Below are 17,420 nucleotides of genomic sequence, written 5' to 3' on the forward strand. Positions count from 1 at the left end.
CCCGTAAACGGCAGTACCGGAGTTCCCACGTTGAGAAACGCCGTCTTTGACGGCACCACGGCTTTGCCGTGACTTCTCACGTGGTAACCGCTTCGCGGATTCCCGCGTCTTCAGGCGCGGGAGGAGGTCAATCACTAAATGCGTCTGCTAACTGTGCCCGCATGTACTCTCTCCGCAGGTCACGAATCCGGGCCTCAGAGAGGTAATTTCGCAACACGACCTCTGGACTCTCGCTACCCTGATCGGCGGCAACTCCCTCGAGGCCGTCGAGAATAACGTCGAGGGCTGATGAGTAGATATCGTACCAGAACCGCCTCCCCATTTTCGCTGACGTTGACTCGCCTGCGATTTCAGCAGGGAGGCCTGCTCGTTCAGCGAGATCCTGGAATCGGTTCCAGACCGTCCATCGGGTAATGTGGGCTCGAGAACTATGGGGTGAGGGAAACAGGTATCCGCTCCAGTCGTCGCTTCCGTCCCAGCTGTCGATATAGGCGTTGATCAACTCTTGGCCGAAGAGAATAGAGACCTGGCCGGGTCCATTTTTTCGCTCTTCGAACTGAATGTAGGGGGTTTCACCCGCTGGAACATCGAAAACGAACATCTCTGTCCTGAGTTTGGCCACCTCGTTTGGTCGGAGCCCCCATCCACAGAGGGCTACCACTAAGAGTTGCTCTTCGATATCAGTAGCCGTCTCGTAGAGCGATTGGACGTGAGCAGCCGTTAAACAGGGTGTATCGTCGTTCTCACTATCACTTTTCGACCAATCGTATTCTTCATCGAGTCCTTCGACAGGGTTGAAGGTAGCCCATTTCCGCCGAACCAGGTGTGAGTACCAGTTCGACACGGCAAGGTGGATCCGTTGTTTGGTTTGGTTCCCCTCGAGCTCTCGATGGAGTCTGTCGAATGCGCTGAAACAGTTGTCTACGGCAACATGAGCGGGCACATCGCCTTCTCGAGCAACCGGGCTTACGATGTCAGCAGTTCCGTTTTCTTCTTTATAGGCACGAATGAAGCGGTTTAGCCGATATCGGAGTGTATCGATCGACGACGCTGCTAACCCTTTGCGAGACCGTCGAGAGGTGAGAAACGACTCCAGCGCTTCGATCGTTCGCTCATCTGTTGTTGCCCACTCAAACCCCTCATCAGGGGTTTCAAGTCCAAGGTCTTCTTCCCAGAATTCCGAAAACGTCCGGTTATGGTGCTCCCGAAGGGTATAGAGTAACGATCTGAGACCCTGCTCGGTAAGCCAGTTGTGCGTTGGTTTCTCGTTCTGTGGATCTATGCCGTCGGCTTCCAGCTCTGGCGCAACGACCTCCCAGTAGGCGTCGACGAGGTCGTCGAGCTCGAGGACTGTCCAGGGAACGTCGCTGGCGGTGTCCCACTCAGCAGCTGATTCTGCTGCTCTATGCATGGTGACTCCTCAATATCCTTCTCTGGTGGGTGAAAGCCGGTCGAAGAAGCAGTGCTTCCCACCATCCGTATTCTAAGACTCTCATTTTCACCGGATAGACACATATGCTCAGAAAACATATATTTTTTGGGACCATACAGACTCCATCAGTCTGTGTGAAACCCAAAACTTGGCACCGTCTTCCACCATTCACGAGTAAATCGTATAGCGCTATACCAAATTCTATCTCCTGACGATTAGCAATTTCACTGATCAGATTGGCAGTATAAGCCAGACTATTTCGGTGGAAGGGTGTCATCATATTCGCCGTCAAGGATTTCAGAACAATCAACGGGAATACTGGTCCACGCGTTCTTCACAACCTCGTACCCAGTCCATCCTTCCGTTTGAATTATCCTCACGGTTGCCTCGCAGAATTCAGGCTTTTCGATGAGGTCGTTGTCAAGCAGGATGTAGAGGAGATACGGTGGTCCCACAACGTCAATGTCGTACCCGTTGTCATCGATGAGACGCCGAATTGACCGTCTCGCAGCTGAGTCAAGAATCGATACGATCTGATACGATGAACCGTGTTCAGAAAGTTCCTGCTTGAGCGATTGCTCGCCTGCATCTGGTCCATGCGGGCGAGGAACGACAGTGACGCACGACCATGGCGACGAATCTTCGTCTAGATGATCAACAACACGTTGGCTTCCTCGTTTCAAGTAGTGTTCACGGCTGCCCTCAAGCGGGTATTTGTTCGAGCTGACGTGGTTTTGAAGTTCGTGCTTGCAGACGTTCGTCGTTGTAAGATGGATCGCGTCTTTCAGTCGTTCCCACTGAGTGGTGTTCGCAACCGCGATCAAGGAACTCGTATCAGCCAGTATCGGATAGCGAGCCTCACTCGCCATCGCTGCCCGTCAAGAATTCAGACGTGTCTCGTTCCATAGCCGCCTCGAACGACTCTTTCTCCTCTTCCATCCTATCGAGTTTCTCATCGAGAAGGACACGGGCCACGTCCTCGCCAATCTCACCACGACTGTATCGTTCGTACACCGCAATCTTGTCTTGTTCATCTAATGACTGCCGAAGCATCTCGACCAGGCCGACGCGGGCGAGTTCGCTCACGTTGACGCCGCCGATGTGAATTTCATCAAGGAGCTCCGCGGCCTCTTTTTCGGCTCCGGCACGGAACTGAATCGTCTTGTCGTAGCTTGATCCGCTCATATGTTGAGGTTCGACGTGGAGAGGCATATATGTTATGACGCGTACTTACTTGTCATTACAAGTGGCCAAGAACGTAGCACTACCAGACAGGTCTTCCTCTCTCGAGGGGTGCAATATGAGTTAGGGATCGTGCAGAACCATTATGATCTAACGAAATGAGCGAAAGCTAGTGAACTCGTCCTCTCTCTCTTGGAAGTTGAGACTGTAGCGTGGTTCTTCCGCCTTTAATTGTAACTAGCACTCGTTGGCCCAGCAACTCGCTCCTAAAGAAATCCGCGTTAAGTACGACGATTCAATCGTCAACGGGTAGACGGTCCACTTCGTAGTCGCCGTTGGCCACAATGGTGTTGGTATTCCTCGCTCGGTTGGTCAGAGGTCTGGGAGACACCTGGATACTTGCGAACCACAAATCGAGACCCAATATCTCAACGGGGCTCGACAAACCAGCTTTGGGGATGAGTCTGACTTCTGTAGCGAGCAACTCGATCTAGAGAAAGTGATCACGGTCACAATGAGTTCATCTCCTTTCTTTGCCACACAAAGGCCTGTCGGGGATCACTTAGGACCAACCAGAGATTGTGACTGGCTCTGAGGTCAAAAAAGCGAAACGAGTCCAGAGATGGTATCTCTGGCTCAATGCACGTGGCAGTGTGCGTGGTGGGTATGGGTGGGCGTCGATCTCGACGTTGGTCTGCTTCGACGACGAGACCGTCTGTATATGATTAGTGTTAACAAATAGCTGTATCGGTTGCTTGCATATATTTCCGATTCTTCCAGAATCGTCTGAGGAAGTGATAGATGACGGACGGTGCCGCGATACGCACTCATTCCTTCATTGGGTGTGTTCAGCAATTGTGTTCACTAGTTGTGTCCACTATGTTCTGCCAAAAGCCCTTACAATTCTCAATCGCTAGTTGTCGAAAACCATCCCATAGCCCCACTCTTCCAATTGGCCTTCGACCTCGTCCAAATGATCGAGCCCAGCAATAACGAGGGCCTCTCTGAGGTCGGTTAACGATACGTCGTCGTCGAGTCGTTCCTCGAGTTCGCGTAGTGCATCCCGTTCATCCCGCTTTGTCTCCGAGTGTAAGAACAGTGGAACCCGGTCCCGACCGTCCTGAACTCCGTCTCGACGGAACTTGTACGGGATCTGCATCGGCTTTCGATTGGTCGACTGCTCTGGTGAGCTCGCTGACTGCTCCACCGGGCCTTCAGTATTGTCTTCCGCAGACTCCACATCGCCTAAGTCGGTCTCGTCTTCCCTGTCGGACGTCCCCGACGAGGTCTCTTCAGCAAACGGGTTTTCACCGGCTCCTTCTTTCATTCCGGTCATGCAGTCATCACCTCGTGTTCAACATCACCTGGTTCGGGTGGGTTTGGAGCTTCGAGCCCAACTTCGTCCTCGAGATGACGGGCGATTCGGTCGAACTGCGCGAGGGTCTCGATCTCGTAGTCTCGGTGTCGGTCTCGGTGGTCGCGAACGTACCTGAACGCTGAGCACTGTTTCATCCAGCACCCCTCCATCAGTGACGCTCGTTCACCGATGATCTCTGGCGTGGGGTACTCGATTTCGTCGATGATCCGGCGTTGGTCTGTTGTGTTTTTGAACCCCATCGGGATGGCGGCGAGAACGCCTACCTCCACTTCGAGTTGGTTCTCGAGTCCAGTGACCAGTGCTTCTAACCCTTCCACTGCGGCTCTTCCTTTTGCTGTCGGCTCGACGGGGATCGCCAGCGAACGAGTCGCATGGATTGCGTTGTAGAGATGTGGTCCTTCCGTGGCAGGGGGATCACAGATGAGGACGTCGTACTTTTCGGGAACACCTGCGTCGCGAAGTACCCGCAAGAGCTGTGCGTGCATTCCGAACGCTTCTCCCATCGCTTCTGCTTGTTCTTTCTCACGTCGGAGATATTCTGCCAGATCTGAGAGCATGTTGTGTTCGGGAACGATATCGACCCCTTCGGACGACCGGACGAGATCCTCGAAGTCACCTTTTGGCCGTCGAATCATGTGGCGAACGATATTATCAACCGACTCGGTCCGGTCCTCGTCGACGCCGAACAGTCGTGAGAGATTCCCGTCTTGAGGATCGAGCGGAACGACGAGTGGTTTGAGGCCTGCACGAGCGTGGGCGACGGCTAGGTTAGCCGCTGTCGTTGTCTTTCCGACACCTCCTGCTTCACTGTACGTCGAGTACGCTAACATATGCTCTCCATGAAAGCCATTCATCTTGAATGTACGCAAGACACATTCATTCTCAGGCCACATTGTTGGCATCTCATATTTAGTGCACTGAACACAAGCAGTGAACATAGTTCATGAACACAGTACACGAACAACACCAATCTCTCTCATTCAGGTCGGTCGTAAATTGTAGGTTGGTGTTGTGCAGGGCTGTGAACGGTGTCAAAAAAGTCGTTCTTGATACTTGTGCTAGGTCGGATTGCACGGGGTGTTGATTGACCTCCTCCCGCGCCTGAAGACGCGGGAATCCGCGAAGCGGAGTTCAAGGTTGCGCGTTTCCTCGGTGGCGAAGTACGCTTTCGCGTCCCACGTCGACGGTCGCCGTCCAGTTGTGACCAAGGACGTGCGTTACAGCGCGTCTAGCCCGGCCAAACGGGCCTTCCGTCCGACACTCGGTCGGCGTTTCGACGCGACGAATACCGCTCGTCGCTCCACGGCGGGATATTCAGCCCGCACGGTACCACGATTCGCGTCACCCGAAGTCTGGCGGAATCGAAGATTCCGCTGCCCTCGCGGAACTGGGTTCCGCTTAGTGTTACGTCGTGGACTGGTTCGATCGGATTTGTTACCACGTGAGAAGTCACGGCGAAGCCGTAGTGCCGTCGAAGACGGCGTTTCTCAATGTGGGAACTCCGGTACTGCCGTTTACGGGATACAGCCCAATCAAGCTTACGCGCGTATCCACGGCCTTCAGGCCGTGGCATTGCGCTGCTCCGCCTGTAATTGTGTGTAACACGCACTTGGTCCACAGCCTGTGTGTGGTTGAGTACAGCAATGAATGAACATGGTGAATGAACGGCTCTGTTTAATCGCTAGACTGCGTCAAGTTGAGTCGTTAGAATCACGGTGTTGAAGCGGAAGACGGGAAGTTGTGCCAACCCAAATCTTCCGCTTCACCGAACGCTGTGTCTGGACTGCTAAAAGAGTTGCTGACGACACGGACGAACCCGCCGCCCCGGAAGGCGGCGGCGGGTTCGCCGATTATGCGATGATTCCGCTTCACTGCTTGCGAATTTACCTCGGGACGTCCTATCGGATGACCATCGACATCCTCACGGAGATGCCACGAATAATCCGGAAGATCGGCCTTGAACCGGCCGATCTCCCTCATCCATCCACACTATGTCTAGCGTTCGATAGACTTGAGATGAGTGTGTGCCGAGTGCTGCTGCGCTATTCAGCGCAGCTGCACGAGACTGGTGAGATCGGCACGATCGACGCGACGTACTTCGACCGCTCTCGTGCAAGTCGCCACTACTGCCGACGAACAAACTACCACGTTCAGACGATGAAAGTGACGAAACTCGTCGATACAGAGACGCAAGCGATTCTCGATCTTCACTGTACTACGACGTGGGAAGGAAGTGATGCAGAAATCTGTGAGCAACTCGCCCGCAAGCACGCGGGCGAGTTGCGCGTCCTCACAGCGGACAAGGGCTACGACTGTAACTGGCTTCGAGAAGACCTCCGAGAACTCGACATTCGGCCGTTGATCAAGCACTGCGTCCATGCACCGTACGATCACGCGCATAACGCGCGGATTGATGACGAACTCTACGGTCAACGAGCCATGTCGGAAACCGTCTTCTCGTCTGTCAAGCGCTCGCTGGGCGTCGCCCTGCGAGCGCGGACATGGTACCGAGAATTTCGTGAGATTGCGCTGATGTGTGCGGTTTACAACATCAAGAAGGCCGCAAAACAGGAAATTCCGCTCCCGTCATGCGATTAAACACGGCCGAATGAACACAAAGAGTGTTCCTAACAGCTGAACACAATGGCTGAACACAGCAGACAAACTTGACGAATTGTTGTGATGGCTAGCTTCCTTCTAGTCAGCTGGTTCCAGTTCGTCCAGTATCTCGACGACTGCGGTCAGGCTTTCGAGTTCCAGAGTCGGCTCAACGCTGAGCTGACGGGTGGCATTGTGGTCACGACGGAGAAAGACGGTATCGAACCCCGCCCGTTTCCCAGCGATGATGTCGCTTTCGCTGTCGCCGACGTACACAGGGTTCGAACAATCCAGTTCTCTCGCAGCTGCCTCGAGATATCTTGGGTCTGGCTTCTTTTCCCGGAGGCTTTCGCGAGTGGGGGCTCTGGCCTGGACCGTCTGGACACAGTCGCGGAGCCCATACTCCGTGAGGACAAACTCGACGATTCGAGTCTGGTTGTTGCTTGCGACTCCGGTTGGAACGGTAACGCGCTCGAGGCACGTTGCATCCTCGTATGGGGCCTTCCTTCCGGCCTTGGTCTCCGCTCGGAGTCTCGTTTCGATTCGATCCTCTCGATAGCGCCAAAGTGCGTCGGGATCGATATTGTATCGCTCAGCAGCAGTACGTAGTTCGGTCTCCGAGACGTTGATCGTGATCGCGTCGACGTCCGTCGGGTTTGGGTCCGAAACCCCTGCATCGGCAAACGCGTCGATCGCTGCGCTCTGCAACACCTGTCGTGAGCAGAGTGTAACAATCACCCCATCGTGGTCGAGAAGAAGCCCATCGTACCGCGTCTCATTCATTGATCGATAAACGGAGTCTAAGCTACTGAGCGTATTGGTACCGGACAACTGGCACCGGAACCTCGAGTTGATGTAGGTGGGTCGGTCACTTCTGGAGGCGGGAACGACCGCTGCTGTTCGGCGGGGAACCGCATACGAGACGAGGTGTCGGCGAAAAATGGTCTGAGACGGCCAGAACAATCCGTCGCTGCGTCGGTTGTCGACTAGAGGTTTTTGCGTTCCCACTCGTCCTGATAGCCATACTCAGGAACGTCCTCCCCGGCGGGTTCAGGCCCATCACCGATCAATTGCTGGACACCTCTGAACGAACGAACGAGACCCATGCCGGCTAACAACAGTGCAACGATCCCAAGTGCAGTGTTGACTGGTCCGTCGAGCCCGAAGAGCGCCTGATTACCGGTGAGAACGTTGTACCCGATATAAAATAGCACAGCTGTGAAGGCTAGGTCAATTATCAACATCCCGGCGTGAACCTTTTTATTCATCATGACCCCTTTCGTTTCGCAGCTAAGAACGCTACCCCAGTGAATCTTTGGTTTGGCGCACTTTGAAGCCGTATCTGAGTCGTGCCCGTGTTCCTTTCGTCACATCATCTCCAGTGAGTTTCGTGCGGCCCAGAGTGTGTACCGCTCTTACTCTGCCCTCTGAAGAAGATCCCTTTCAGAAGTCCCACCCGGCGTGAACTATATCAACTCCCGTTGTGACATTCTCACACATGAGTACAGGTGCCGAACAAGGACGGTTTGCAGACGTATCGATACAGGAGGTGATCGGGTGGCTGTTGCTGGCCGTTGTCGGTCTGCTGGTTCTTGACCTCATCAGACAGGTTCTGGTCGGCGAGTTACCACTTGGGCGGCTATGGGCGTTTACGTGGAATGGGATCGTCGATTCGTTGTACATCGGGCTCGCGGCGATCGGGCTCTCGATGACCTACAGCATTCTACGATTTGCGAACTTTTCACACGGCGATCTGATCACTACTGGCGCCTTTACTGGTTGGACGGCGGCCTATCTCGTCGGTGGAATCGGTATCGCGGAACTCAGTAGTCGGCTATTGCTCCGAGCGGACGGCGGCGCACAGCCGGGAGCAGTCGGGATGGACGTCGTCTCGGCACCGATCGCGATCGTGCTCGGATTACTTGTCGCGGCGGTGTTGACGATTCTGGTCGCCCTCGCGATCGACCGGCTCGTCTACCGGAAACTGAGAGACGCCAGCGGAATCACACTGCTGATCGCCAGTGTCGGAGTCGCACTCGCGCTCAGGTATATCATCGCGCTATTTTATACGACCGACACCCGAGGTGTCGTCGCCTCTTCGCCACAGTGGGAGATGCCAGCGTTCGTCCCGATAGAGACGATCAACCTCCACGAGGCGACGCTCGTCATCTCGGCGCTGTCGCTGATCGTCGGCGTCCACCTGCTGTTGCAGTACACCAAACTCGGAAAGTCGATGCGGGCGATGTCCGACAACAAGGACTTGGCACTCATCACGGGAATCCCTACCGAGCGAGTCATCTTCGCGACCTGGGTTATCGGGGCTGGCCTCGCGGGCGTCGCAGGATATCTGATCGTCCTCGATCGCGGGCAAGTCACGATTAACCTCGGTTGGTTCCTGCTGTTGCTCATCTTCGCCGCGGTTATCCTCGGTGGGATCGGTTCGATCTACGGTGCACTTGCAGGCTCGCTCGTCATCGGCCTCACGATCAACCTCTCGCTGATCTGGATTCCCTCCGACCTGAACGAGATCGCCGCATTCACGCTGATGATCGTGGTATTGATCTTCCGGCCAGATGGCCTGTTCAAAGGGGTGGAGACGGCATGAGCGAACGCGACTCGAGGCTGCCAGAACCCATCTCGAACGCTCACGATCGGCTCAAAGCCCTCCCGCAGTGGCAGTACGACCTGGTGTTGATCGTCGGCGTCGTTCTGGTGACCTACGGAGCGTTTGCGATCCTCGGGTTCTTCGGCGGCGTTGGGATCAACTCGATCGTCGGCTTCTTCCGGACGGTGACCTTTTATGCTGCCGTCTACGCGCTCGTCGTACTCGCGCTAAACCTCCACTGGGGATACACCGGGCTGTTCAACATCGGTGTCGCCGGCTTCATGGCCGTCGGCGTCTACACGATGGCGTTCCTGACGGCCGCACCGGACGCCACTCCGGCCGGACTCGGCCTCCCGATCCCCATCGGCATCCTCGGCGGGATGATCGCCGCCGGCTTGGTCGGACTCGTCGCCGCCCTTCCCGCCCTTCGCGTGCGTGCGGACTACTTCGCGATCGTCACCCTCGGCCTCTCCGAAATCATCAGGCTCGCACTCCTCTCGGGGAGCCTGCGTTCGATCGAGGTCGGTGACACTGTCTACGGCACCGGCGGCGGCAGCGGCATCCAGTACCCGCCCGTCGACACGATTATTCCGTGGCTGCTCGAGCGGCCGGTGATCGGCGAACTCGGAGAGATTCTCTTCGAGGTCGGCGGGGCAGTCGGGATCCAGCGGTCGGTTATTCTTGGTGGGCTCTACACGGCCGTGTTGATCGCCTTTGTCGGCCTGTTTTACCTGTTTTTGAGTCGGATCGCCAACTCGCCGTACGGACGCATCCTCAAGGCGATCCGCGAGGACGAACTCGCAGCCAAGTCCCTCGGTAAGAACACCGACCGCGCGAAGATCGTTGCGTTCGTCGTCGGCTGTTCGCTGATGGGACTCGCTGGGATGCTCTGGATGGGAAGTCGAAGCTTCGTCAGCCCGGACAGTTTCATGCCGATCATCACCTTCTACATCTTTGTCGCGCTCATCGTCGGTGGCGCCGGGTCGAACACCGGCAGCGTTATCGGCGGCTTCGCCTTCGCTGCGTTTCTCTGGGAGGGCCCGCGCTTCGTCCGCAGCATCCTCAACGCGAACCTCAACCTCCGTTCGCCGCCGACTATCTACGACGCGTTTGTCGAACTCGCGAGCGGAGATCTCACACCGCTGGTTGGCTACCTGGTCGGCTCGCTCGACGAGTTGCGGTTCGTCCTCGTCGGCGTCGTTTTGATCCTGCTAATGCTCTGGCGACCCGAGGGTCTGTTGGGCCATCGCAAGGAGATCGCTGCCGCGACTGACCTCTCGAAGCGCCCATCCCCACCCGACCGTGCCACCGCGAGCGATGGGGGTGAGCCAGATGAGTGACGCCGACTCGAGTCCGTCGGCGGCTGACAGTGCCACGGGCACCGATTCCGATCATCGATCCGTCGATGACCCGATCCTCGAGATCGAGCGCGTTGTCAAACGGTTCGGCGGTATTACGGCGGTCGACGGTGCGAGTTTCGGGATCGAACGTGGCTCGATCACCGGGCTGATCGGGCCCAACGGCGCCGGCAAGTCGACGACGTTCAACTGTATCACCGGCGTCTACGAACCCGACGAGGGATCGGTCGTCTTCGACGGGACCGACATCACCGGCCGAACCCCGAATCGGGTCGCGACGGCTGGTCTCGTTCGAACGTTCCAGATCGCACGTGAGTTCCCGGAAATGACCGTCCTCGAGAACATGATGCTCGCGCCGAAAAATCAGCTCGGCGAATCGCTGTGGCGGTCGGTCGCCCCCCGAACTCGCGGGGCAGTCATCGAAGAGGAAAAACGACTCCGCGAACGTGCTTGGGAGGTCCTCGAATTCTTCGAGATCGACCACCTAGCTGGGGAGTACGCTGGTACGCTCTCCGGTGGGCAGCGGAAACTGCTCGAGCTGGCCCGGGCACTGTTGACCGAGCCGGAGCTGTTGTTGCTCGACGAGCCGATGGCTGGTGTCAATCCGTCGCTCGAGAAGAAACTGCTCGAACACATCCACGAACTGCAAGAACAGGGCTACACGTTCCTGTTGGTCGAACACGATATGGACGTCATTATGAATCATACCGAACACGTCATCGTCATGCATCAAGGATCGGTGCTCGCGGAGGGAGCCCCCGAGGCGGTCAAGTCGAACGAGGAAGTCATCGAAGCCTATCTCGGGGGTGAGGTCTGATGGCGTTGCTCGAAGCCTCGAGTCTGGACGCCGGCTACGGCGACTTACAGATCCTCGACGACGTCGACTTGGCCGTCGATGCCAGCGAGTACGTCACCATCGTCGGTCCCAACGGGGCCGGGAAGTCGACGGTCATGAAGTCGATCTTCGGGCTGACGAACTACATGGGGGGGTCGGTCACGTTCGGCGACGAGGCCATCCACGGCAAACGACCCGAGGAGATTATCCGGACGGGCATCGGCTACGTCCCACAGAACGACAACGTGTTCCCGTCGCTTTCGGTCATCGAGAACCTGGAGATGGGTGCGTACATCCTCGATGAAGTCCCCGAGGATCGGCTCGAGTGGATCTTCGACCGGTTTCCCATCCTCGAGGAGCGCAAAAGCCAGAAGGCCGGCACGATGAGCGGCGGCCAACAGCAGATGCTCGCGATGGGGCGGGCGCTCATGCTCGAGCCGGATCTGTTGATGCTCGACGAACCGAGCGCCGGACTGGCACCGGACCTGGTCGATGATATGTTCGACCGGATCGACCGAATCAACGACGACGGAACCGCCGTTTTACTGGTCGAACAGAACGCAAAAGAGGCTCTGCGACGGTGTGACCGCGGCTATGTCCTCGTACAGGGTGGCAATCGGTACATGGATACCGGCGAGGCGCTGCTCGGCGACGAGCAGGTGCGCCAGGACTTCCTCGGCGGGTAGTCCGGCAGTCGTCCGCGCGCGTCGAAAAATCGTCGTTTTGGTCGTTCTCGAGTGGGCGTTCGGTTATTATTCGGCTTCGAACTCGATCGTCTGGGTGACGGTGTAGCCGTCCATATCGAACTCGAAGACGTCGTAGGTTGCGGCGGTGACGTCTCCATTGTCGTCGAACTGGACGAGTCCCGACGCACCCTGGTACTCGAGCTCCTCGCCGTCCGCGGCCATCTCGACTGCGTCCGCGAGGTTGCTCGGGCCGACGACCTCGCCGCCGGGATCGCTGACCGCACGGACCTGCTCGCTGAGCGCCGCCCCGGTCGCGTCGTCGGCGCTGAGCTGGGCGAGAATGTGAACCGCCGTGGCGTCGTAGGCCTGGGCGTTGAACACACCCGGGGCCGTGCCGTACTCGTCTTCGAACAGCTCTACGAAGGCGTCGGATTCCGGCCCGTCGGCTCCCGGCGCCGTTCCCATGACGTTCTCCATCGGGTTGTCGACGTTCCCCGGCAGGGAGTTCTCCTGGAGGCCATCGGGCACCATGATCGTGTGATCGCCGTCGAAGTTGTCGTAGTAATCCCGGAAAATCTGCTCGCCGCTGTCGGGGAAGCCGACGACGATGAGCAGATCCGGATCGTCCCCGAGTGCGGTCTCGAGTTCGGAGTCGTAGGAGGGCTGTTCGGGCTCGAACGCGACCTCCTCGAAAACCTCGCCGCCGAGTTCCTCGAAGTTCTCGACGGCGGCGTCGGAGAGCCCCTGCCCGTAGTCGTCGTTCAGGAAGAACGTCGACATCGTCTCGAGCCCTTCCTCTTCGTAGGCTATACTGGCCATCACGTCACCCTGTAAGGCGTCGGATGGTGCCGTTCGAAGCAGAAAGTCCCCGTTCATATCGGTGATCGCTGGCGAGGTACTCGCGGGTGAGATGGCGACGACCTCGTCGGGGATGAATATGTCCTCTGCGACGGCAATCGTTACGTTCGACGCCGCGGCACCCGTGATCGACGGATAGCCGGCATCGACGAGCGACTGGGCCGCGGTAATCCCTGCCTCCGGATCGGTCTCCGTGTCTTCGCTTCGAATGTCGATCACGAAATCGGAGCCTTCGTCCTCGAGTTGGGTCCCCGGCAACACTGCAGCGTCTTCGATCGGCCCACCAAGGTCACCGAGGTCGCCCGTCGTCGGCGATAGCGTACCGACCATCGCATCGGCGTCTTCCGCTGCTCCGTTTCCGTCGAGACAGCCAGCGAGCGCTAGCCCGCCGCCTGCTGCAATACCACCGAGCACCCTCCGTCTATTGAGTTCCCGGACCATGTTCACACATGACATTGCACAGTATAAAGAGTTATCCACCATGACAGTCCTCGCGAGACAGTTGACCTCTCACCCTCGGTATTGACTGTCTTCCCGCGGTGAACGGCGAGGCTTTCTCCTCAATTCCACGTAACACCGGTGGCAGTGGCGACGGCTTCGTTGTCGTCACAAGCGAGGGCAAAAGCGTCGCCGAGGAGAGCCAGGAACGAGCCAACGAGATTTGACGAATCGTCTCACTCGTATCTGAGCGCGTCGATCGGATCGACTCGGGCGGCCCGCCAGGCTGGGTAGAGCCCGGAAACGATGCCCGTGGCGACTCCCATCGCGGTCGCGACGACTATCCAGCCGTACGGGATCGTAAATCCGACATCGGCGTACACCGAGGCACCGAAGCCGACAGCAAGCCCGGTCGGGATCCCGATGACGGCTCCGGCGAGGCCAAGCAACACTGACTCGGCGAGGAACAGCCCCATGACCTCCCGATTTCGAGCCCCGTTTGCCTTCATGATACCGATCTCTTTGGTTCGCTCGGTGACGCTAACCAGCATGATGTTGGCGATACCGAATGCGCCGACGAGCAACGCCAGGACACCGATCCCCGCCACGAGCTGGATTATGTCCTCGAGGACCGCCTCGACACCATCAACCAGATCGGCGGCCGACTGGACGGTCACCCCGTCGTCGAGAACCTGTCCTGCGTCCGATTCCTCGTCGAAATACACCCCGACGGTCTCGCTGGTCTCAGTCACCCGATCGGCTTCGGCGACGACGGTAACCTGACGGTAAGCCGCTTGATCGACGCCAAGAGTCGGTGACTCCACGCTTTCGCCGTACGTCCGGTAGTAGGGATCGGTCGGCACGTATACTTCCGGTGAGAGGGGGCCGAACGCACCCAGACCACCACGGGCCTCAGTGACAACCCCAGCAACGGTGAACTCCTCGCGTTCGTCGCCGTAGTCGACCACGACCGTGTCGCCGGCGGTTATGTTCGTCTCGAACGCCTCGGCCGATGTCTCGCTGAGCACCACGGATCCGGATTCCCCTTGCTCGAACGGACCACCGGACTCGAAATCGTCCTCGCTGAACGCCGCCGGGCTCGTCGCAACGACGTCCTGAACGAGGGTCTCGTTATCGTGTTCTACCGACGTCGCCGGGATCGATCCACGCGGGATAACCGACTCGACGCCGTCGATCCGTTCGACCTGCTCGAGGTCATGTGTCGTTACCGCTGGGAGTGCGAAGCTGTCCACGTCGCCAGGTGGAGGGCCGTCGCCGAACCCGCCGTCGGAATCGAGCCCGATGTCGCCAGTGACGATCACGATCTCGCTCGCGGCTGTCTCCTCGAACTCGCCGATCACGTCCGTCTGGACACTCAGCCCGAAGCTGGCGAACATGATTACTGTCGAGATTCCGATGACGATGCCGACGATGGTCAGCGCCGACCGCAACCGATGGCCGAGCAGCGACCGACCAGCAAGCCGAACCGCGTCACGCGGCTTCATTGCTCCACCGGGGCCGTCTCGATCTCTTCGATGACACCATCTTTCACGTGGACGATCCGATCGGCGTGTTCCGCGATCCGGCGCTCGTGAGTAACGAGTAGGATCGCGTTCCCACGATCGTTCGCCGCCTCCAGCAGTTGCATGATGCCGTTGCCGGTTTCTGTGTCGAGATTGCCGGTTGGCTCATCGGCGAGGATTAACTCGGGGTCAGAGGCGAGCGCGCGGGCGATGGCAACCCGCTGGCGTTGGCCGCCCGACAACTCCCTGGGAAGGTGCTCGAGGCGGTCCCCGAGGCCGACTTCCTCCAATATTGTCTGGGCGCGCTCGCGGCGTTGCTTTCGTCCCCACCCGGCGAACATGAGCGGCAACGTGACGTTCTCTGCGGCGGTCAGTCGGCTCATGAGGTTGAACGTCTGGAAGATGAAGCCGATTCGATCCCCGCGGAGGCGGGCCCGTCCACTCTCCGAGAGGGTCGCCACGTTCTCCCCGGCGACGACAACGTCGCCGTCTGTCGGTGTGTCGAGGGCACCAACCAGGTTCAATAGCGTGCTCTTGCCCGACCCGCTCGGCCCCATCACCGCGGTGTATGAGCCGGACGGGAGCTCTAGGCCGACGCCGTCTAGGGCCGTCACCGTCCCGCCAAGCTGATACTCCTTCCTTACGTCTTTGAGACTGACGACCGGCTCCCGGTCCGTAACTCCGCTCATCGGCTCGAGATCAGGTTGCCACGCGGGTGAACGTTTCGCTCCCGTGAAGATAACTTGTGAGCATTCCAAAATACCGAGAGTATAAACGCTCGAGAGACATACATTCAGTAGATGGGGATCGACGACGCCGGAGCGGTCAGATCGCTCGCACTCCTAGGGCTCGTACTAGCTGCCGTCGTGGTTACAGCGACGGTCGGGCTTGCCCTCGCTAGCGACGAGCCGAGCGGAGAGAAAGTGCTCGAAGACGTTCAAGAAACGTACAATACTGCGGACTCCGTCGTGGCCGACGCGACGGTGACTGTCGAAACCGACGAAGCCGAGACGGAGTTCGGACTCTCTACGGTCGTGGCAGGTGAAGAGCAGATGCGGACCAACGTCTCGACCGACGAAGGGCACGTGGTGACTGGCACCGACGGCGAAGTGGTATGGCTCTATGAGTCCCACAGTAGCCTCACTGGCGTCGTAGAGGAGAACGAAGGGGAGAAGACCGCTAGCGTCCGGGCCGGAACCGAGGAGCCCGCTGGCCTCTCGCTCTCGGAGCTCCCGATCGACCCTGAACGCATCGACGGGGACGACGAGCTCGGGGACGTCCTCGAGGAGTTCGAGGACCTTTCTGACGGCGTCGACTCTGACGAGCTCCCGGAAAACGTCACCGTCGCGGAACTGCTTGCCGATGCGGGCGTCGACGGTGAAGACTACGACGGGGTCGACCACGACGAGGCGTGGGAGGACTACGACGAGATTGACCTCCCTGAGGCATGGGAAGACTACGACGAAGCTGACCTCTCCAAGGCATGGGAGGACTCGGGCGTCGACGGAGCAGCTAACGATAGCGACCTCGCGGCAGTGTTTGGTGCCATCGAGGACGGGCAGCTGGAAGACGGAGACGGTTGGGAAGACACGTGGGCGGCTCTCGACGACTGGAACGAATCCATGCTCGAAGAGCGAATCGCCGCGCTCGAGGACCACCAGGCAGAGATCACTCACCCTGAACGGATGGTTACCGGCGATATCAACGACTCCGAGGTCTCCGTCGAGCACGCCGGCTCAGCGACTATCGATGGGAAGGCGGCCGACGAACTCCTGCTCACTCACCCTGAGGCGGAGGGAGAGACGCGGTTATGGATTGGCGTGGACTCCGGGGAGGTGCTCAAGATGGTGACAACAACTGCCGACATAACCGTAACCGTCGATGTCCACGAGACGCAGTTTGACGTCCCGGTGGCCGACAGCACGTTCGATCCCCCGGGTGCCGTTGAGCTGGCCAGCATCGGTGTTTCAACCGCCGAAACGGCCGAGGAGTTCTCCGCGGTCGCTCCATTTGCGACCGCCACACCGGACGAGCAGTGGGCGTTCGAGAACGGCGCCGTCGTCTCCGGGGAGGCACCCGAACTCATCGACGAAGACCGTCCGGACGTGGTGGTTGCGGGCTACGTCGATGGAGATCGATCGATCCTGATCGGACAGTCGGAAGTCGGTCCTGACGAGAGAACGGCAGCGACGGAGTGGATGGAGACGCCAGAATCGAAGCCGAACGGTTCGGAGTGGGTGGACAAACAGCAGACGATTCCGGTAGACGATCGTGAGCTTCTCGTAGTGGCAACCGACGATGGCGTCGTAGGCACGTTCGTCGAGGATGGTGTTTCGACGACGGTCGCAGGCGATTTGAGCGAACGCGAACTTCAGGAGGTTGTCGCTGGTCTTGAAGTCGACGGGTCGTAGTTTACAGGTTAACAGGCGCAATGCCACGATCTTCAGGCCGTGGATACGCGCCGTCAGTTAGTGACACGCGTCTTTAGGCGCGGGAGGATGTCAATTGTTGGCTGAACCCACCAGTA

16 protein-coding genes are annotated in these 17,420 nt (G+C 58.3%); 6 read left to right on the forward strand and 10 right to left on the reverse strand.

Going from position 1 to position 17,420, the window contains the following annotated elements; translation table 11 throughout:
• Nucleotides 1–127: 127 nt before the first annotated feature.
• The 5 genes from AArc1_RS00440 to AArc1_RS00460 all read right to left on the reverse strand — a co-directional run bounded on the left by AArc1_RS00440 (nt 128) and on the right by AArc1_RS00460 (nt 4,822).
• Entirely contained in the window at nt 128–1,411 is a 1,284-nt protein-coding gene (locus AArc1_RS00440; protein ID WP_117362418.1) for a tyrosine-type recombinase/integrase, read from the reverse strand.
• A gap of 275 nt (nt 1,412–1,686) precedes the next feature.
• Nucleotides 1,687–2,301, reverse strand: coding sequence for a hypothetical protein (locus AArc1_RS00445; protein WP_117362419.1), 615 nt, complete (start codon nt 2,299–2,301; stop codon nt 1,687–1,689).
• Nucleotides 2,291–2,617 carry a hypothetical protein gene (locus AArc1_RS00450; RefSeq protein ID WP_117362420.1) on the reverse strand — a complete coding sequence of 109 codons (327 nt, stop codon included), beginning with the start codon at nt 2,615–2,617 and terminating at the stop codon, nt 2,291–2,293. Before AArc1_RS00450 ends, AArc1_RS00445 begins: the two co-directional genes overlap by 11 nt.
• A gap of 910 nt (nt 2,618–3,527) precedes the next feature.
• On the reverse strand, nt 3,528–3,950 hold the full coding sequence (locus AArc1_RS00455) for a hypothetical protein (protein ID WP_117362421.1): 423 nt from the start codon (nt 3,948–3,950) through the stop codon (nt 3,528–3,530).
• Entirely contained in the window at nt 3,947–4,822 is an 876-nt protein-coding gene (locus tag AArc1_RS00460) for a ParA family protein (RefSeq protein WP_117362422.1), read from the reverse strand. Before AArc1_RS00460 ends, AArc1_RS00455 begins: the two co-directional genes overlap by 4 nt.
• A 910-nt stretch (nt 4,823–5,732) precedes the next feature.
• Between AArc1_RS00460 and AArc1_RS00465 the strand changes: the two genes are divergently transcribed.
• The gene (locus AArc1_RS00465; protein ID WP_117362423.1) at nt 5,733–6,590 is read left to right on the forward strand and encodes an IS5 family transposase; all 858 of its coding nucleotides are present in this window, start codon (nt 5,733–5,735) and stop codon (nt 6,588–6,590) included.
• A gap of 99 nt (nt 6,591–6,689) precedes the next feature.
• On the opposite strand, the gene AArc1_RS00470 is transcribed toward AArc1_RS00465, so the two are convergent.
• Together AArc1_RS00470 and AArc1_RS00475 are read right to left on the reverse strand one after the other, a co-directional pair.
• Nucleotides 6,690–7,373, reverse strand: coding sequence for an HAD family hydrolase (locus tag AArc1_RS00470; RefSeq protein ID WP_117362424.1), 684 nt, complete (start codon nt 7,371–7,373; stop codon nt 6,690–6,692).
• A gap of 203 nt (nt 7,374–7,576) precedes the next feature.
• The gene (locus AArc1_RS00475; RefSeq protein ID WP_133412192.1) at nt 7,577–7,858 is read right to left on the reverse strand and encodes a hypothetical protein; all 282 of its coding nucleotides are present in this window, start codon (nt 7,856–7,858) and stop codon (nt 7,577–7,579) included.
• A gap of 230 nt (nt 7,859–8,088) precedes the next feature.
• On the opposite strand from AArc1_RS00475, the gene AArc1_RS00480 reads away from it, so the two are divergent.
• Genes AArc1_RS00480 through AArc1_RS00495 form a run of 4 tightly spaced genes read left to right on the forward strand, consistent with a single transcriptional unit; the run spans nt 8,089 to nt 12,074 of the window.
• The gene (locus AArc1_RS00480) at nt 8,089–9,195 is read left to right on the forward strand and encodes a branched-chain amino acid ABC transporter permease (RefSeq protein WP_117362426.1); all 1,107 of its coding nucleotides are present in this window, start codon (nt 8,089–8,091) and stop codon (nt 9,193–9,195) included.
• Nucleotides 9,192–10,535 (forward strand): branched-chain amino acid ABC transporter permease, encoded by a 1,344-nt coding sequence (locus tag AArc1_RS00485; protein ID WP_117362427.1) that lies wholly within the window; start codon nt 9,192–9,194, stop codon nt 10,533–10,535. The genes AArc1_RS00480 and AArc1_RS00485 overlap by 4 nt, the downstream gene beginning before the upstream one ends.
• Complete coding sequence (locus AArc1_RS00490) at nt 10,528–11,370, forward strand: ABC transporter ATP-binding protein (RefSeq protein ID WP_117362533.1); 843 nt, start codon at nt 10,528–10,530, stop codon at nt 11,368–11,370. The genes AArc1_RS00485 and AArc1_RS00490 overlap by 8 nt, the downstream gene beginning before the upstream one ends.
• The gene (locus AArc1_RS00495) at nt 11,370–12,074 is read left to right on the forward strand and encodes an ABC transporter ATP-binding protein (protein WP_117362428.1); all 705 of its coding nucleotides are present in this window, start codon (nt 11,370–11,372) and stop codon (nt 12,072–12,074) included. Before AArc1_RS00490 ends, AArc1_RS00495 begins: the two co-directional genes overlap by 1 nt.
• 66 nt (nt 12,075–12,140) lie before the next feature.
• Here AArc1_RS00495 and AArc1_RS00500 read toward each other — a convergent pair whose 3' ends face one another.
• The 3 genes from AArc1_RS00500 to AArc1_RS00510 form a co-directional block, all read right to left on the reverse strand.
• Nucleotides 12,141–13,373 (reverse strand): ABC transporter substrate-binding protein, encoded by a 1,233-nt coding sequence (locus tag AArc1_RS00500; RefSeq protein WP_117362429.1) that lies wholly within the window; start codon nt 13,371–13,373, stop codon nt 12,141–12,143.
• Nucleotides 13,374–13,606: 233 nt separating this feature from the next.
• On the reverse strand, nt 13,607–14,875 hold the full coding sequence (locus AArc1_RS00505; protein WP_117362430.1) for an ABC transporter permease: 1,269 nt from the start codon (nt 14,873–14,875) through the stop codon (nt 13,607–13,609).
• Nucleotides 14,872–15,582, reverse strand: a complete 711-nt coding sequence (locus tag AArc1_RS00510) for an ABC transporter ATP-binding protein (RefSeq protein WP_117362431.1) — start codon at nt 15,580–15,582, stop codon at nt 14,872–14,874. The genes AArc1_RS00505 and AArc1_RS00510 overlap by 4 nt, the downstream gene beginning before the upstream one ends.
• Nucleotides 15,583–15,693: 111 nt before the next feature.
• Between AArc1_RS00510 and AArc1_RS00515 the strand changes: the two genes are divergently transcribed.
• Nucleotides 15,694–17,304, forward strand: a complete 1,611-nt coding sequence (locus tag AArc1_RS00515; RefSeq protein ID WP_117362432.1) for a hypothetical protein — start codon at nt 15,694–15,696, stop codon at nt 17,302–17,304.
• Nucleotides 17,305–17,420: the final 116 nt, after the last annotated feature.

Origin of the sequence: Natrarchaeobaculum sulfurireducens (assembly GCF_003430825.1) — an archaeon.
Lineage (GTDB): Archaea > Halobacteriota > Halobacteria > Halobacteriales > Natrialbaceae > Natrarchaeobaculum > Natrarchaeobaculum sulfurireducens.

Coding starts and splice junctions, on each gene's coding strand:
- AArc1_RS00455 (WP_117362421.1), bottom strand. CDS start 3,950: ATGACCGGAATGAAAGAAGGAGCCGGTGAAAACCCGTTTGCTGAAGAG.
- AArc1_RS00500 (WP_117362429.1), bottom strand. CDS start 13,373: ATGGTCCGGGAACTCAATAGACGGAGGGTGCTCGGTGGTATTGCAGCA.
- AArc1_RS00440 (WP_117362418.1), bottom strand. CDS start 1,411: ATGCATAGAGCAGCAGAATCAGCTGCTGAGTGGGACACCGCCAGCGAC.
- AArc1_RS00460 (WP_117362422.1), bottom strand. CDS start 4,822: ATGTTAGCGTACTCGACGTACAGTGAAGCAGGAGGTGTCGGAAAGACA.
- AArc1_RS00485 (WP_117362427.1), top strand. CDS start 9,192: ATGAGCGAACGCGACTCGAGGCTGCCAGAACCCATCTCGAACGCTCAC.
- AArc1_RS00495 (WP_117362428.1), top strand. CDS start 11,370: ATGGCGTTGCTCGAAGCCTCGAGTCTGGACGCCGGCTACGGCGACTTA.
- AArc1_RS00490 (WP_117362533.1), top strand. CDS start 10,528: ATGAGTGACGCCGACTCGAGTCCGTCGGCGGCTGACAGTGCCACGGGC.
- AArc1_RS00450 (WP_117362420.1), bottom strand. CDS start 2,617: ATGAGCGGATCAAGCTACGACAAGACGATTCAGTTCCGTGCCGGAGCC.
- AArc1_RS00515 (WP_117362432.1), top strand. CDS start 15,694: ATGGGGATCGACGACGCCGGAGCGGTCAGATCGCTCGCACTCCTAGGG.
- AArc1_RS00510 (WP_117362431.1), bottom strand. CDS start 15,582: ATGAGCGGAGTTACGGACCGGGAGCCGGTCGTCAGTCTCAAAGACGTA.
- AArc1_RS00475 (WP_133412192.1), bottom strand. CDS start 7,858: ATGAATAAAAAGGTTCACGCCGGGATGTTGATAATTGACCTAGCCTTC.
- AArc1_RS00505 (WP_117362430.1), bottom strand. CDS start 14,875: ATGAAGCCGCGTGACGCGGTTCGGCTTGCTGGTCGGTCGCTGCTCGGC.
- AArc1_RS00480 (WP_117362426.1), top strand. CDS start 8,089: ATGAGTACAGGTGCCGAACAAGGACGGTTTGCAGACGTATCGATACAG.
- AArc1_RS00445 (WP_117362419.1), bottom strand. CDS start 2,301: ATGGCGAGTGAGGCTCGCTATCCGATACTGGCTGATACGAGTTCCTTG.
- AArc1_RS00470 (WP_117362424.1), bottom strand. CDS start 7,373: ATGAATGAGACGCGGTACGATGGGCTTCTTCTCGACCACGATGGGGTG.